Source organism: Arthrobacter gandavensis (assembly GCF_015355785.1).
Taxonomy (GTDB): Bacteria; Actinomycetota; Actinomycetes; order Actinomycetales; family Micrococcaceae; genus Arthrobacter_B; species Arthrobacter_B gandavensis_A.
In genome coordinates this window covers 621566-636358 of record NZ_JADKYW010000005.1, presented here as the reverse complement: position 1 = coordinate 636358, position 14793 = coordinate 621566, and the positions used below count along the sequence as shown (strand labels likewise).

At 63.9% G+C, this 14793-nt stretch carries 14 protein-coding genes; 12 read left to right on the top strand and 2 right to left on the bottom strand.

The features are described from left to right. Position 1 precedes the first annotated feature (1 nt). From narI to ITX31_RS08055, 5 genes are read left to right on the top strand one after another with little or no spacing between them, the layout of a single operon-like run. Entirely contained in the window at positions 2–808 is an 807-nt protein-coding gene (narI, locus tag ITX31_RS08075; protein ID WP_194783572.1) for a respiratory nitrate reductase subunit gamma, read from the top strand. 22 nt (positions 809–830) lie between these two features. Further along, a complete protein-coding gene (locus ITX31_RS08070) occupies positions 831–2075 on the top strand; it encodes a nitrate/nitrite transporter (RefSeq protein ID WP_194782902.1) in 1245 nt (414 codons plus the stop codon). A 30-nt stretch (positions 2076–2105) separates the two neighbouring features. Next, a complete protein-coding gene (locus tag ITX31_RS08065) occupies positions 2106–2831 on the top strand; it encodes a histidine phosphatase family protein (protein ID WP_194782901.1) in 726 nt (241 codons plus the stop codon). Then, entirely contained in the window at positions 2815–3684 is an 870-nt protein-coding gene (locus ITX31_RS08060; protein WP_194782900.1) for an NAD(P)H-hydrate dehydratase, read from the top strand. Before ITX31_RS08065 ends, ITX31_RS08060 begins: the two co-directional genes overlap by 17 nt. 48 nt (positions 3685–3732) lie before the next feature. Next, positions 3733–4488 (top strand): CPBP family intramembrane glutamic endopeptidase, encoded by a 756-nt coding sequence (locus tag ITX31_RS08055; RefSeq protein WP_194782899.1) that lies wholly within the window; start codon positions 3733–3735, stop codon positions 4486–4488. A gap of 16 nt (positions 4489–4504) precedes the next feature. Here ITX31_RS08055 and ITX31_RS08050 read toward each other — a convergent pair whose 3' ends face one another. Further along, positions 4505–4945, bottom strand: coding sequence for a VOC family protein (locus ITX31_RS08050; protein ID WP_194782898.1), 441 nt, complete (start codon positions 4943–4945; stop codon positions 4505–4507). A 314-nt stretch (positions 4946–5259) separates the two neighbouring features. On the opposite strand from ITX31_RS08050, the gene ITX31_RS08045 reads away from it, so the two are divergent. Genes ITX31_RS08045 through ITX31_RS08035 form a run of 3 tightly spaced genes read left to right on the top strand, consistent with a single transcriptional unit; the run spans position 5260 to position 8560 of the window. Next, positions 5260–6912: a 3-hydroxyacyl-CoA dehydrogenase gene (locus ITX31_RS08045; RefSeq protein WP_323745617.1), complete on the top strand. Its 1653-nt coding sequence runs from the start codon at positions 5260–5262 to the stop codon at positions 6910–6912. 41 nt (positions 6913–6953) lie between these two features. Then, positions 6954–7763 (top strand): enoyl-CoA hydratase/isomerase family protein, encoded by an 810-nt coding sequence (locus tag ITX31_RS08040; protein ID WP_194782896.1) that lies wholly within the window; start codon positions 6954–6956, stop codon positions 7761–7763. A 2-nt stretch (positions 7764–7765) separates the two neighbouring features. Then, positions 7766–8560: an enoyl-CoA hydratase-related protein gene (locus tag ITX31_RS08035; protein WP_194782895.1), complete on the top strand. Its 795-nt coding sequence runs from the start codon at positions 7766–7768 to the stop codon at positions 8558–8560. A gap of 50 nt (positions 8561–8610) precedes the next feature. Here ITX31_RS08035 and ITX31_RS08030 read toward each other — a convergent pair whose 3' ends face one another. Beyond that, positions 8611–9351 (bottom strand): IclR family transcriptional regulator, encoded by a 741-nt coding sequence (locus tag ITX31_RS08030; RefSeq protein WP_194782894.1) that lies wholly within the window; start codon positions 9349–9351, stop codon positions 8611–8613. A gap of 174 nt (positions 9352–9525) precedes the next feature. On the opposite strand from ITX31_RS08030, the gene ITX31_RS08025 reads away from it, so the two are divergent. The 4 genes from ITX31_RS08025 to ITX31_RS08010 all read left to right on the top strand — a co-directional run bounded on the left by ITX31_RS08025 (position 9526) and on the right by ITX31_RS08010 (position 14784). Further along, complete coding sequence (locus tag ITX31_RS08025; RefSeq protein ID WP_194782893.1) at positions 9526–10920, top strand: TIGR00366 family protein; 1395 nt, start codon at positions 9526–9528, stop codon at positions 10918–10920. 50 nt (positions 10921–10970) lie between these two features. Continuing rightward, positions 10971–12398 (top strand): phenylacetate--CoA ligase family protein, encoded by a 1428-nt coding sequence (locus ITX31_RS08020; protein ID WP_194782892.1) that lies wholly within the window; start codon positions 10971–10973, stop codon positions 12396–12398. 47 nt (positions 12399–12445) lie between these two features. Further along, the gene (locus tag ITX31_RS08015; protein ID WP_194782891.1) at positions 12446–13435 is read left to right on the top strand and encodes a zinc-binding dehydrogenase; all 990 of its coding nucleotides are present in this window, start codon (positions 12446–12448) and stop codon (positions 13433–13435) included. A gap of 137 nt (positions 13436–13572) precedes the next feature. Then, on the top strand, positions 13573–14784 hold the full coding sequence (locus ITX31_RS08010) for a thiolase family protein (RefSeq protein ID WP_194782890.1): 1212 nt from the start codon (positions 13573–13575) through the stop codon (positions 14782–14784). Positions 14785–14793: the final 9 nt, after the last annotated feature.

Sequence of the window (14793 nt, the reverse complement as noted above, 5' to 3'; positions counted from 1 at the left end):
TATGCCCCGGGACGTGGCACCGCCGGAGAACGTGCAGGTCACTCTGGGGGACGTCATGCTCTGGGGAGTGCTGCCCTACGTGGTCATCGCCGTACTGGTACTGGGTTCCGTCTGGCGGTACCGGTACGACCAGTTCGGCTGGACCACCCGGTCCTCGCAGCTCTATGAGGCCCGGATCCTGCGCATTGCTTCTCCGTTGTTCCACTTTGGGATCCTGGCAGTTGTCGCCGGGCATTTCATCGGACTGGTGATTCCCCAGGCCTGGACAAAGGACGTTGGGATCTCCGAGGGGCTGTACCATGCGATGGCGCTGGGGATCGGGCTCGTCGCCGGGATCGGCACCATGGTGGGGATCGTGATGCTGATCTACCGGCGCCGGACCACGGGGCCGGTGTTCATGGCCACCACCCGGAATGACAAGCTGATGTACATCGTGCTGGTAGCCGCCCTGTTCGCCGGGCTGGCCACAACCCTCATCTCCGTGTTTGACCGGAATATCACTGACTACCGTGAGACCGTTTCGCCCTGGTTCCGGTCCATCTTCATCTTCCAGCCGGACATCGCCGAGATGACCGCCGCGAGCCTGTCTTTCAAGATCCATACCCTGTGGGGCCTGGCCCTGTTCGCGATCTGGCCGTTCACCAGGCTGGTGCACGCCTTCACCGCTCCGCTGCAGTACATCTTCCGCCCGTACATCGTCTACCGCTCCCGCGGTAAGCGGAAGGCACCGGGGTCCGTGCCGCCGCGCCGCGGTTGGGCGCCGGTCGGCACGCCGGACCGGGACCGCAGGGGAATTCCCCGGCAATAAAGGACTCCGCGAGAGGACAGCCATGGCATCGGCACCATCCGCACCGGCCGTCCCGGAGCTGAAATCCGGGCAGCTGCTGAACCTGATCACGGCCACCGCGGCCTCCACCGTGGGCTTCTGGGCATGGACCGTCATCGGTCCGCTCTCTGCCCGCTATACCCAGACACTGGACCTGAATCCTTCCCAGGCTTCCATCCTGGTGGCCATGCCCATCCTGGTGGGTTCCCTGGCCCGGATTCCCGTGGGTGCCTGGACCGACCGCTACGGCGGCAGACGCATGTTCACGCTGGTCCTGGGCACCACGGCGCCGCTGGTCCTGCTGACCGCACTGGCGGGTGAATCGGGAAGCTACGCGCTGCTCATCATCGTCGCGTTTTTCCTTGGCATTGCCGGTACGGTCTTCGCGATTGGCATTCCGTTCTGCTCCGCCTGGTACGACCGCAGCCGCAAGGGCTTCGCCACGGGCGTCTTCGGTGCCGGAATGGTCGGCACCGCCGTGTCCGCGTTCTTCACGCCCCGGCTGGTTGCCGGCGTCGGGTATTTCAATGCGCACCTGATCATTGCCGGAGTGGTTGCCCTGATGGCCGGAATCAGCTGGCTGGTACTGCGGGAGTCACCGGCCTGGAGCCGGCCCACCGAGCCGACGCTGCCCAAGATTCGGCACGCGTTCACCCATAAGGCAACCTGGCAGCTGTGTTTCCTCTACGGTATTGTCTTCGGCGCGTTCGTCGCGTTCTCCAACTACCTGCCCACCTATCTCGGCAACGTCTATGACTGGGATGCCACCGACGCCGGAACGCGCACCGCAGGCTTCGCCGTCGCCGCGGTGATTGCCCGGCCCGTCGGCGGCACGATAGCGGACAAAATCGGGCCCCGGATCGTTACCCTCGTGTCATTCGCGGGGACCGTGGTGCTGGCCATGGTGGTGGCCTTCCAGCCCAGCCAGGAGCGGGTGTACGGCACGGCGTTCCTGCTGATGGCCGTGTTCCTGGGGCTGGGGACCGGCGGCGTTTTCGCCTGGGTGGGACGGGTGACCCCTCCGAAGGACGTGGGTACCGTCGGCGGGATCATCGCCGCCGCCGGCGGACTGGGCGGATACTTCCCGCCGCTGGTCATGGGAGCAACCTACGACGCCGAGAATTCAAGCTACTTTGTGGGCCTGACCCTGCTCGCCGTCTTCGCCGCACTGGCCCTGCTGCTCACGTTCACGGTACGCAACGGCGGGAAAGCCGACGAACGGGCCGCGGCGCCGTCGTCGCATGCCTAGGCCCGGCAGGGGCGGGAGTAGAGTCGGACGATGGGTGCAATCGAGCTGATCCTCATCCGCCACGGCGAGAGCGCCGGCAACGTCGCGGCGACCCGGGCCCAGGAAACCGGAGCCGAGGTGATCGACGTCGGGCTCCGGGACCCGGACGTGCCGCTGAGCTCCGACGGTGAGCGGCAGGCGGTGGCTCTGGGCGCCTGGCTGGCGTCCCTGCCCGCTGGGGAGCGGCCGGAGTCAGTCTGGTGTTCGCCGTATTTGCGGGCCCGGCAGACTGCCGAACTCGCCGGGATGTCCCCCTTCCGGGTGGATGAACGCCTGCGGGACCGTGAACTGGGGATCCTGGACCTGCTGACCCCCCGCGGAGTCGCTGCCCGGTATCCCGCCGAAGCCGAACGCAAGCAGTGGCTGGGCAAGTTCGCCTACCGTCCGCCGGGCGGTGAATCCTGGGCAGACGTGGCCCTCCGGCTGCGCTCGCTGCTGCGGGACCTGGACGACGTCGAAGACGGTCGCCGGGTGGCAGTGGTCTGCCACGACGCCGTGATCCTGCTCCTGCGTTACGTCTGTGAAGGACTCCTGGAAGCGGAACTGCTGGACATCGCCTTCTCCGCCAGCGTCCGGAACGGTTCAATCACCCGGCTGGTGCGTCCCTCGGGTACCGGTTTCTGGACCGTTGCGGACTTCAACGGGGTGGACCACCTCGCCGCGGGCGGCGCCCCGGTCACCGAGCATGCAGGAGATGAAAATGTCCATCCGCGCTGACCTGGTCACCCCGGCACTGCTGCGCTCCTGGCAGGTCTCCCGTGACGCCGACGGCAAGGACGACAGGGGCACCGTGCTGGTAGTGGGCGGAGCGCGGCGGACGCCCGGTGCCGCAATCCTCACCGGCCGGACGGCGCTGCGTGCCGGCGCCGGCCGGCTCACCCTCGCCGTGGCCGAAGGCGCTGCCGTAGCCTCGGCCGTCTCACTGCCTGAGTGCGGCACCGTGGGCCTTCCGGAGAAAGGCCTGCGCATCGACGGGAGCGCTGCCGCCAACGCACTCGGTGCAGACCTTAAAACCGCGGACGTGCTGGTGGTGGGTCCGGGCCTGGACAACGCCGCGGACACCGCGGACCTGCTGCGCGGCATCCGCTCCGGCATCCCGGAGGACACATCCGTGGTTCTGGACGCCTACGCCCTGGGCGTGCTCCCGGGCCTGCCGGAGCTTCGGGAAGTGCTCTCCGGCAGACTGGTGCTGACTCCGAACCGCACAGAAGCCGCACGGTTGCTGGACACGGATGAAGTCGCCGACGCCGACGCCGCTGCCCTGGAAATAGCGCGCCTGTACGGTGCCGTGGTCACCAGCAGAGGACGGATCACCGCCCCGGACGGGCGTGCCTGGGAGGTTCCGGCCGGCAACCCCGGATTGGCCACTTCCGGAAGCGGAGACGTCCTGGCCGGTGCCGTGGCCGGATTCCTGGCCCGCGGGGCAACACCGGACCAGGCGGCCTGCTGGGGCACCTACCTCCATGCTGCCGCCGGGGACAGGCTTTCATCCTCGAAGGGGCCGCTGAGCTTCCTGGCCAGCGAACTGCTCGAAGCCATGCCGCAGGTGCTGACGGAACTGACCGTCTAATGCCTGCGCGTTAGTGCCTGCGCGGCCCTGGGCCGATACTGTGGATTGATGGCAACACCTGACCTCCCGGCCCGATCACGCCGCACTGTCCTGCAGGAAGCGCCGCTGTCCTACCACTTCACCAGGAGCGACGGCGCCGCCCTGGCCTTTTATGTCGGAGCGATGCTGCTGCTGACACTGACGCCGGCGGCACTTGCGGTGACTGCCGTAATTAAGGACCCGGTGACGGCGTCGTACGCGGTGAACTTCACGTTCTACCTCATCGCGGGAATCCTCGCCCTCGCGGCCGCCCGCCAGTACGTGGTGCGCGAAACCCGGATCCTGGCGACGCGGCCCTGGCTCACGCTAGGTGTGATCCCGCTTGCCATCATCGCGATGCTGGTCGCCACGATGATCCTGGTACTCCTGACCGGCCCGCCGGAAACAGCGGTGAACCAGGTTGCAGCCCAGGACCTCATGACCTCGGTGTCCCCGTGGTTGATCGTGCCGCTTTTCGTGGTGCTCGCCCCGTTCGTGGAGGAGTACATCTACCGCCATCTGCTGATCGGCAAGCTGTCGCAGCGGGTGAATATTTGGGTGTGTGCCCTGCTCTCCGTGCTCGTCTTCTCCGGCATCCATGTCCTGGGGGAAGCTGAGTTCTCCCTCGCGGTGCTCGTGCCGTACCTGGCCATGGGAGCTGTGCTGGTGGGCGTGTACGTCTGGGCAGGCAACAACTTCATGCTGTCCTATTTCGTGCACGCCGCGAAGAACCTGCTGGCCGTGGTTCTCACCTATGCCGTCCCGGCGGAGCTGCTGCAGCAGTAACCCGCCGCCGGCGCCCCTAGCTGATGCAGAACTCATTGCCTTCCGGGTCTGCCATCGTGTACCAGAGATGCGGGCCCTGGCTGGCTTCCCAGAGGAACTTGGCGCCGCGGGCCTCGAGGGCGGCGCGGGTGGCGTTGATGTCATCCCCGGCGAGCCGGATGTCCAGGTGGATCCGGTCCTTGACGGTCTTGGGCTCCGGAACCGGTTGGAACAGGAGGCGCATCGGTGCCACCGGGGATCCGGGCGGCACCGGCTGCAGGACAGCTGATCCGGCTGCCCACATTCGGGTGCCGTTATGGTCAAGAACGTCCCCGGGGGAGGCGAAGCCCTTCGCGAGCATCTCGTCAATGAAGTCCTGGTTGGTTTCCTCAACCGGCCAGCCGAGGGTTTCTGACCACCAGTCGGCCTGGTCATGGGCGTTTTCGCAGTCGATGCAGATCTGGATGTTGTAAGCCATGGGGGCAAACCTAGGCCAGCCGCGGCTGTGCGTCCTGCGTCATGCGGACAAGTGCCGTCCGCAGTCGGAGGTTTCAGTTATCCCCGGACTGGGCGGACTGAGCGGCTAAACAAGCCAACGGGGAAAGATGCAGGAGTTTCACGACGACGTGAAACTGTGGCTGCTGGGGAGGCAGCCCCTGTTCTGCGAATTCCGTCAGATGAGGACGACACCCCCGCAGGCCGTAATACGGCCGAGGGCGGCTGAACCACCGCCGACTGCGTCGTGCACGTCATCTCTTGAACGGTTTAGGCCTGTTGAGAGAATGATGGTCAGTGACAGGGCAGTCGGTTGACGCCAGTCCAGCATGGTTCCGCTCTGCGGAAAGGGGTTCCGGGCATTTTCATTGTGGCCGGTCCGGCACGCTTCCTAGGCTGAAAGCACATTGGAGTATAGCTGCAGGGAGTACAGACGTGCGGGTTGGGGTCGTAGGGGCAGGGGTCATGGGGCGGGGCATAGCTGCCGCCTCAGCAGTCGCAGGACATGAAGTTCTGCTTTACGACGTCATTCCAGGCGCTGCACAGACTGCCCTGGACGAGATTGAACAGGGCCTGGCGCGCTGGGCGAGCAAGGGCAGGATCACGGAGGCGGAGGCTGTCCTCGCCCGTGGCCGGCTCCGGGCAGCCGGTGCATTGACTGAGCTCAGCCTCTGCAACATCGTCGTCGAAGCAGTCGTCGAGTCGCTTGAGGCCAAACAGCAGGTTTTTGCCGTCCTTGAGGACAATGTCGGCACGGATGCCATCCTGGCCACCAACACCTCGTCCCTGTCCGTGGCAGCCATCGCCCGCGGAACAGCGCATCCGGAACGCTTCCTGGGAATGCACTTCTTCAACCCCGTCAGCGCCATGGACCTCGTTGAGATTATCCCCGGTCCAGCCACGGGATCCGCGATACTCGCCGGTGCCCAGGCCTTCGTCCGAAGCCTGGGCAAGACTGATGTCGTGGTCAGGGACAGCCCAGGTTTCCTGGTGAACCTAGCTGGCCGCGCACTCGCCACGGAAGCCCTGCACATCGTCCAGGACGGTGCGGCCAGTTTCCGGCAAGTGGACACTGTTGCCCGGAGGAACCTTGGTTTCCCACTGGGGCCCTTCGAGCTCATGGACCTCACCGGTATGGACGTGAACTATCCGGTGACAGCCAACCTCTTCGAACACAATTTCGCCGATGACAGACTGCGGTCGACCTGGTATCACCGTTGGTTGTTCGAAGCTGGCATGCTGGGCAGGAAGACGGGTCAGGGATACTACGAGTACCCCGAGCGGAAGACTGGGCCATCTGCTCAGGACGTACCGGAACCATCCGGCACCGTCGTGCCTGCGGTAGCGGTTGCGGGAGAATTCGCCAAGCTGCTGAGGGGGTGGCTTTCGGAACGAGAAGTGCCTGTCACAAATTCCGTGGCGGACGCGGAGCTTTGCCTGGTGGCAGCCGAAGGCCTTGATGCCTCCCGAACGGCTGCTGTCCTGGGGACTGATCCGAGGCGGACCGTCGCCCTTGATCTCTTGGACCCCGAGGGGCCCATTACGGTCCTCATGGTTCCGCCCGGTGTCTCCTCCGAGGCCGTGGGAGCGCTGGCTGAGCATCTGCGACGCCACCAGGACGTGGAGGTGATCGCCGACACCCCCGGGTTCATCGGCCAGCGTCTGCTGGCCGCAGTCATCAATCTGGCGTGCGACATCGCCCAGCGGAAGATCGCGGCGCCGGCTGACATCGACACCGCCGTCAGACTCGGACTTGGCTATCCCCGCGGCCCCCTCGCCTGGGCCGATCATGTGGGGCCTAAGAGGATCGTCCGTATTCTCGACGGCATGTTCGAGGCGACCCGGGACCCGCGGTACCGCTGCAGTCCCTGGCTGCGCCGCCGAGCAGCGGCCGGCCTTTCCTGCCTCGAACCTGACTATGAGCCCGGGACTCCTCTTTCCCGGCTTTGAACCCAACAGCAACAACCGTTACAACACGAAGGAATGACCAGATGTCGGTATATGACGCGTACGAGCACCTGCTGATAGAGGAAGTAGAGGAGGGCATTCTCAAAGTCACCATGCACAGTCCCGGACGGCTTAATGCCGCTCACGCAGGAATGCACACCGAGCTGGCCCGCATCTGGAAAGACATCGATGAGGACCCGAACGTCAACGTGGCCATCCTGACCGGATCCGGGGGCGTCTTTTCAGCAGGCGGTGACCTCGACCTGGTCAAGGACATGTCGGAAAACTTCGATGTCCTGACGCGGGTCTGGAAGGAGGCTCGCGACCTTGTCTACAACGTCATCAACTGTTCCAAGCCCATTGTCTCCGCGATGGAAGGTCCAGCGGTAGGTGCGGGGCTGGCGGCCGGGCTCCTTGCTGACATTTCCATCGCCGCGAAGGATGCGCGGATCATAGACGGACACACCCGGCTGGGCGTGGCAGCGGGGGACCATGCGGCCATCGTTTGGCCCTTGCTCTGCGGCATGGCCAAGTCAAAGTACCACCTCATGCTTTGTGAACAGGTGACGGGTGAGGAAGCTGAACGCATGGGTCTCGTCTCGCTGACCGTCGACGCCGGTGAAGTTCAGGACCGGGCGCTTGACGTGGCCAGGAAACTCAACCGGGGCTCCAAGACGGCACTCCGCTGGACCAAGTATGCACTCAACAACTGGCTGCGGATGGCCGGACCAACCTTTGACGCCAGTCTCGCCCTGGAATTCATGGGCTTCAACGGACCGGATATCAGGGAAGGCCGGGCCTCCGTATTGGAGAAGCGCCGTCCGCAGTTCGGTGCTCCGGCAGAGACGCGCTGACTATGGTTGCCAGGGAAGCCGGAGTCGAGGGACGAATCCTCGTCGAGGCGCCTGCCCCGGGAGTCGCGCTGGTCCGCATCTGCCGTCCGGAAGCACGCAATGCCCTCTCCATGGCACTGCGTGAGGAACTTGCCGACGTCTTTCACGCACTGGAAGCCGACTCTGCCGTCCGGGCAGTGGTCCTGACCGGGACAGATGGGTTCTTTGCAGCTGGCGCGGACGTCAGGAGCATGGTCGGGGTTGGGCCCATCGAGATGTACCAGCGTCATACGGAGCGGCTTTGGGGGGCAGTGGGGTCCTTCGGCCGACCGGTAATCGCCGCCGTTAACGGACATGCTCTCGGCGGCGGACTTGAACTGGCGATGAACACTGACATCATCATTGCCGCCGACTCAGCGAAGCTCGGTCAGCCCGAGGTGCGCCTGGGTATTATGCCCGGAGCCGGGGGGACCCAACGGCTGCTGCGGGCAGTTGGAAAATTCCATACGATGCGGCTGTGCCTGACGGGTGAGACCATCACCGCTACTGAGGCACGGGACATGGGACTCGTCTCGATGGTGGTCCCGGCTGGCGAGGTGGAAGAGACCGCGGTACGGATGGCCCGGGATATCGCTGCCCTTCCGGCAGTGGCGGTGGAACAGATCAAGGAAGTGATCACTTTGGGTGCAGATGCGCCGCTGGAGGCAGCCATGGCACTGGAGCGCAAGGCGCTGCAGCTGCTATTCGCCAGCGAGGACAAGGAAGAAGGTCTGGTCGCTTTCACCCAAAAACGCCCTCCGAACTTCAAGGGCAGGTAACAATGATTGCGGGGCAGCTGCTGTAGCAGCTGCCCCGCAATCATTTTCGGCTAGTCGGCGAGGTAGTCCGCGGACTGGAGCAGGGGCGGGACCAATTCGGCGGAGATATCAGCCGCTTCAAGCTGACTGGTCCGGGCGATAAGGGTCAGGGCATACAGTTCGCCGCTGCACCGTACGGGAACAGCTACTCCGCCGAGGTCCGTGTTCCAGCCTCCAATGCTGGACACGTACCGGCCCGACGCCGCCGCCAGACGCTCCTCGAACGGCTTGACGGGCTGGCCCCGGCGTTCCAGGTCATAGCGGATGGCCGACGTCAGGCGGCTCTTCTCCGGTTCCTCCGACGCCGTAACAAATGCCAGCCCTGCCGCCGAAACCGAGATGGGTAACCGTCCCCCGACTGCGAGGTTGACACTGCTGGAACTACGCGGCCGCGTAACGCTCATAAATGTCATGTGCAGGCCATCCCGGGTCGCCAGGGCAGCAGTGAGCCCGGTGGTATCGGCAAGGCTGTCCAATGCCCGGCGCGCCCGACCTGCGATCGGAAGGTTCGCCAGGACCGGGTAGCCAAGACGCAGGTTTTTCGGAGTCAGATAGTAGGCGCCGGAATCAGAACTGACCCTGAGATACCCCAACTGGACCAGGCTGTCCGTGAGCCGGGAAACAGTGGATGGCGGGAGTCCAGTGGCACGTGACAGCTGTCCGTTGCCCATGGAACCTGTTGCACGGGAGAGGACTTCAAGGATCTTTAGCCCGCGGGCGAGGGCCTCTATGGGTCGGGTAGGGGAGCTCACATATCTGATCGTAGCGATCAACAGCTCCTCGGGCTGAAACCGGACGCTCGTTCCGACAGGCGGAAATAGCTTCCGGCAATTTCCATTGAAGCCTATGACAGTGCCTCATTAGCGTGATGGGACGGGCAATGCCGAGAACCCCGTATCCACTCCGAAACGAAAGTCGAGCTGTCCATGTCAATGACGACTGCGCGCCGAAAGCTCTCCCTCTCAGAAAAAGTCGCAACCGGTTACTCCCGTTATTTTCCTGATTCTTTGATATTTGCGCTTGTGCTCACCGTCATAGCCATGATTCTGGCGCTGATCTACACCGACTCCGGGGTAGGAGAGGTGATGGACGCCTGGTTCGTGGGTATTCCAATGCTCTTCACCTTCGCGTTCCAGCTGGCGTTCACTTACGCCGCAGCCCTTGTCCTCGTAGACACTCCCCGAATCCAGCAGCTCATCCGACGTCTAGCGCAGCTGGTGCGTACGCCGCAGGCGGCCTACATTTACACCGGAATCTTCGGTGCGCTGACCTCATTCGTCGGGTGGTACATCGGTCCAGTAGTCACCGCCATTTTCGCCCGGGCCGTGGCCAAGGAATTGAAGGGGGTTGATTACCGCCTCATCTCGGCCATCGCATATTCGTCCTTCGTTATTTCCCTGACTGGTATTTCCGGAACGATTCCGCTGTTCGTGGCGTCCGAAGGCCCGCTGACCGAAACGTTGGGTGGGCTCATCGGACTTCAGGACACTACGTTTTCCGTCATGAACCTGGCCTCAGCCGCCATGATTGTCCTAGCCACGACGGCCACGTTTTACTTCATTGCCCGTAACAAGAAGCATGTGGTGTCCTTCGCTGACCTCGCCGTTGGTGCAGCCGACGATCGGACAGATCGTGTTGAGGACGAAGAGAGCGCCGACCTCGCGGACGGTGACAGCTTCGCCTCCCGGGTCAACCGAAGCCGGCTGCCGATCCTCGTCATCGGCCTGCTGGGCCTTGGCTACTTGGTCTTCTATTTTGTCCAGAACGGCCTCAGCGGCCTGGACCTGAACACCGTAGCCTTCATTGCCCTGGTCATGGGACTGCTGGTCCAGCGAAACGCAGTGACGTACTCAGCGTCCTTCGCCCGTAACCTCGTTTCGACCGGCTCAATTATGCTGCAGTTCCCCATTTACGGGGGGATAGCCTCAATTTTCGCCGTGACGGGTCTGGCCGGCGTGCTCACTGAGGGTCTGGTGAGCATCTCTAACGAGTACACCTACCTGACCATCACCTTCCTCATCACGGGGGTGCTGAACCTCTTCGTCCCCTCAGCGGGATCGCAGTTCGTCGCGACGGCACCCTTCTTCATTCCGGCGGGTGAGAGCTTTGGAATCGACAACACCCTGACAGTGATGGCTATCACCTATGGTGACATCTGGACCAACTTGGTTCAGCCGTTTTGGGCGCTGCTGTACTTTCCAATCCTTGCCGCTGGTACTCGCCTGAGGGTTCGGGACTTTCTGGGGTACTGCCTCCCCATACTGGTGGTGGTGGGCATCATCTGGATCATCGCCCTGAACTTCATTCCGCTGCATCTGTGACTGAGAACAATCCAAATTAACCCTGAAACAACGTACGTGAGGCCATAAGCATGACCACTCCCCACCGCCCTGCCGTCCGCCCGCCCTACTACTACGAGTCCCTGGACTGGGCAGGACTCGTCAAGGAGTACGAGCCGCCCTTCGAGTTCATGACAGGCGCCCGTCTGTGGTCCCGGGACCAGATTGCTGAGGAGCAGCTCAAACGCCTGCGGGGTGCTATGTCCCGTGCCGCCAGGGTTCCGTTCTACCAGCGGCTGTGGGGGGAGGCAGGCTTCCATCCGGAGGACGTGCGTTCGCTTGAGGACCTCTCCCGGATGCCCCTTTACACGATCGATGACATCCGGGACAGCATTGAACGCCAGCCGCCGTTGGGCGACTATCAGGGCCTGGGCTTCGAAGACGGTGCAGCCACACCTTTGCGCCTTTACACCAGCGGCGGTACCACCGGGGCTCCCCGTCCGACCATCTACAGCCAGTGGGACCGGGAGGTGGGCGCCATCCTCAGTGCGCGGACCTTCTACATGCAGGGGGTCCGCCCTGGCGACGTCGTGATGAATGCGTGGGCATACTCGACCCACAATGCGGCATGGATCATGGACCACGCGCTTTGGCACTGGTTGGGGGCGACCCCGCTGACCACGAGTACCGGAAATGTCACGCCGACGGAGAAGCAGGTGGAGCTGGCACACCTTTTCGAGGCATCCTCCATCACAGCCACGTCCGACTATCTTCTTCACATCGCGGACACTGCACGAAAGATGGGCCTCGACCCGAAACGCGACCTCTCCCTGAAAACCCTGCTTTCATTTGGGGACACAGCGGCCGTAGAAGAAGCCTTCGGGGTGCCCACATACGACTCGTACGCCTTCCACGAAGTCCAGTACGTGGCCGCGGAGTGCCACGCAAAAGACGGACTGCACGTCTTCGAGGATGCCTTTATTGTCGAGGTCGTCGATTTTGAAACAGGTCAACCGCTGCCGCCCGGCCACCGGGGCAACCTCGTGGTTACAGCGCTGTACAAGACTGGAACATCTCAGCTCCGCTACAACATCCAGGATATTTCTGCCGCGTATGAGGATGTCGAGTGTGCGTGCGGGAGCCGGCATCGAAAATTGGACTACTTTCAGGGACGCAGCGACACCATGGTTAAACTGCGCGGTGTCAACGTTTGGCCGGAGGCATGCGGCAGGATCGTCCGTGACCACCCGGGGGTGAGCGGTGAATACTTCTGCATTGCCCAGCGAGTTCAGCCTGAGGGCAAGCCGGCTCGGGACGCCATGAGGATCATGGTCGAAACAGTGGAAGGAGCGGAGGACTCGGTCCAACTGCGCGCGGAACTGGAGAAACTGCTCAAGCAGAAAGTCGGAGTCCAGATCGACGTGGAACTCGTCGGGCGTGATTCGCTTCGCGGCCTCACCGGGCACGGAGAACGGGCCAAGCTCAAGCGGTTCGAGGACCAGCGGACGGTGAACAGGTGAAGGCGTACGTTCAGCAGGAGCACGGTCAGCCCGTAGAGGCTGTCCAAATGCCCGATCCTTCTCCGCAGAACGGAGAGATCGTGGTATCCGTGGCCAGCTGCGGCCTGAACCATCTGGACCTGTGGCTGAAACAGGGTTCCACTGGCGATGACCTCAGACTGCCGCGGGTTCCAGGGAGTGACGTCGTTGGTCGCGTCACTGAGCTGGGGGCGGGCGTTGATCCCTCGCTGGCCGGGAAGAACGTGGTCATCTACCCGGGTAGAGGCTGCGGTAGCTGTGACTGGTGCTCATCCGGGCAGCTCAGCGCCTGCCGGGGGTTCGGGATCATGGGATATTCCTTCGACGGCGGATACGCCGAGAAGGTTGTCGTACCTGCTGAATCAGCAATGGTGCTGGGCGATGACCCGGACCCGGCCTGGGCCGCGGTGCCCGTGGCCTACGTGACGGCTTGGAACGCCCTGATAACCAAGGGCGGGCTGGAGAAGGGAAAGACGGTCGCGGTATGGGGAGCTGCGGGAGGTTTGGGCAACGCCGCGCTCCGCCTGGCAGAGGCCATGGGTGCCATCCCACTGCCGATCGTCGGTTCCGAGGAAAAAGCCTCCTGGCTGGCCGCCACAGGATGGTCCGGGGACATCGTTGTCAGAGGAGAGGACGTGGCCTCCAGAGTTCGGTCCCTCACTGGCGGACGAGGCGTAGATATGGTCCTGGACCACGTCGGCGCCGCGGCGGTCAACAGCAGCCTGCGGATGTTGGCGGTACGGGGACACCTAGCCTTCTGCGGGGTCACCACAGGGCACCGCGCAGAGATGGATCTGCGGCAGATTTTCGGGAAGCAACTTACGGTTGCGGGAACATGGATCGGTGACCCGTCGGACATGCGTGCTGTTGTGCGTTTCCTGGACCAGAATCCGCAGGCACTGCCAGTCGTCCAATCCTCCTACGCATTCGATGACGCGCGCGCTGCGCAGGACGCCCAGGCCGATCCCGGACGCAGCGGAAAGGTAGTTCTGCGTTCGGGTCGACCCGCGCAGACATAGTGGATGAGTGGCGGGCGTCACCTGTTTGACCGCCCCGCCCCGTTCTGCGATTGTTTATAGAACGATTGGTCGGTAAATCCGGCGGCCGGACGGGCAGCGAAGCCCGGCGGTGAACTGGCAACTCTTTGGGAGCAGACATGGCTGAGGCTTTTCTCGTTGGCGGAGTGCGGACCCCGGTGGGCCGCTACGGAGGTGCGCTGTCCAGCGTCCGTCCCGATGACCTCGCTGCACTGACGCTGCGCGAACTGGTCGCCCGCGAGGGCCTCGATCCCGCCGTCGTGGACGAAGTCATTCTTGGCAACGCCAACGGTGCCGGCGAGGAAAACCGCAATGTGGCCCGCATGGCCGCCCTGCTCGCAGAGTTCCCGGACACCGTTCCGGGCATCACCGTGAACCGCCTCTGCGCCTCCGGGCTGTCCGCGATCATCATGGCCTCGCACATGATCAAGGCCGGTGCTGCGGACATCGTTATTGCCGGCGGCACCGAATCAATGTCCCGCGCCCCCTGGGTCACCGAAAAGCCCACAAAGGCCTTCGCCAAGCCCGGCGACACCTTCGACACCTCGATCGGCTGGCGCTTCGCCAACGAACGCTTCGTCTCCGGCGACCTCTCCCGCGACGGCAAGATGACCTACTCCATGCCGGAAACCGCCGAGGAGCTGGCCTCAACGGACAGCATTTCCCGCGAAGACGCCGACTCATTTGCCGTCCGCTCCCACGAAAACGCCCTGGCCGCTATCGCTGCCGGACGCTTCAAGGATGAGATTGTTCCGGTCACCATCAAGGGCCGCAAGGGAGACACCGTCGTGGACACCGACGAAGGTCCCCGCGAAGGCACCACCCTGGACGTACTCGGCAAGCTCCGCCCCGTGGTCAAGCCCGGCGGAATCGTCACCGCAGGCAACGCGAGCTCCCTGAATGACGGAGCCTCGGCGATCATCATCGCCTCCGAGCGCGCCATCAAGGAATACGGTCTCACCGCCCGCGCCCGGATCGTCGACGGCGCCTCCGCCGGTGTGCCGCCGGAAATCATGGGCATCGGCCCGGTTCCAGCCACCCGGAAGGTCCTGCAGCGCAGCGGCATTCGCCTGGACCAGGTGGGAGCCTTCGAACTCAACGAAGCCTTCGCCACCCAGTCCCTCGCCTGCATCCGCCGCCTCGGCGTCGATGAGGCAATCGTAAACAACGACGGCGGCGCCATTGCCCTGGGCCACCCGCTCGGCTCCTCCGGCTCCCGCATCGCCATCACCCTGCTGGGCCGCATGGAACGTGAGGGCGCCTCCCACGGCGTCGCGACTATGTGCGTGGGCGTCGGGCAGGGCACCGCCATGCTGATCGAGGCCGTGTAGTGGCGGACT

Excerpts from the sequence above, each read along its gene's own strand:
- narI (WP_194783572.1), top strand. The coding sequence starts at position 2 with ATGCCCCGGGACGTGGCACCGCCGGAGAACGTGCAGGTCACTCTGGGG.
- ITX31_RS08070 (WP_194782902.1), top strand. The coding sequence starts at position 831 with ATGGCATCGGCACCATCCGCACCGGCCGTCCCGGAGCTGAAATCCGGG.
- ITX31_RS08065 (WP_194782901.1), top strand. The coding sequence starts at position 2,106 with ATGGGTGCAATCGAGCTGATCCTCATCCGCCACGGCGAGAGCGCCGGC.
- ITX31_RS08060 (WP_194782900.1), top strand. The coding sequence starts at position 2,815 with ATGTCCATCCGCGCTGACCTGGTCACCCCGGCACTGCTGCGCTCCTGG.
- ITX31_RS08055 (WP_194782899.1), top strand. The coding sequence starts at position 3,733 with ATGGCAACACCTGACCTCCCGGCCCGATCACGCCGCACTGTCCTGCAG.
- ITX31_RS08050 (WP_194782898.1), bottom strand. The coding sequence starts at position 4,945 with ATGGCTTACAACATCCAGATCTGCATCGACTGCGAAAACGCCCATGAC.
- ITX31_RS08040 (WP_194782896.1), top strand. The coding sequence starts at position 6,954 with ATGTCGGTATATGACGCGTACGAGCACCTGCTGATAGAGGAAGTAGAG.
- ITX31_RS08035 (WP_194782895.1), top strand. The coding sequence starts at position 7,766 with ATGGTTGCCAGGGAAGCCGGAGTCGAGGGACGAATCCTCGTCGAGGCG.
- ITX31_RS08025 (WP_194782893.1), top strand. The coding sequence starts at position 9,526 with ATGTCAATGACGACTGCGCGCCGAAAGCTCTCCCTCTCAGAAAAAGTC.
- ITX31_RS08020 (WP_194782892.1), top strand. The coding sequence starts at position 10,971 with ATGACCACTCCCCACCGCCCTGCCGTCCGCCCGCCCTACTACTACGAG.
- ITX31_RS08015 (WP_194782891.1), top strand. The coding sequence starts at position 12,446 with ATGCCCGATCCTTCTCCGCAGAACGGAGAGATCGTGGTATCCGTGGCC.
- ITX31_RS08010 (WP_194782890.1), top strand. The coding sequence starts at position 13,573 with ATGGCTGAGGCTTTTCTCGTTGGCGGAGTGCGGACCCCGGTGGGCCGC.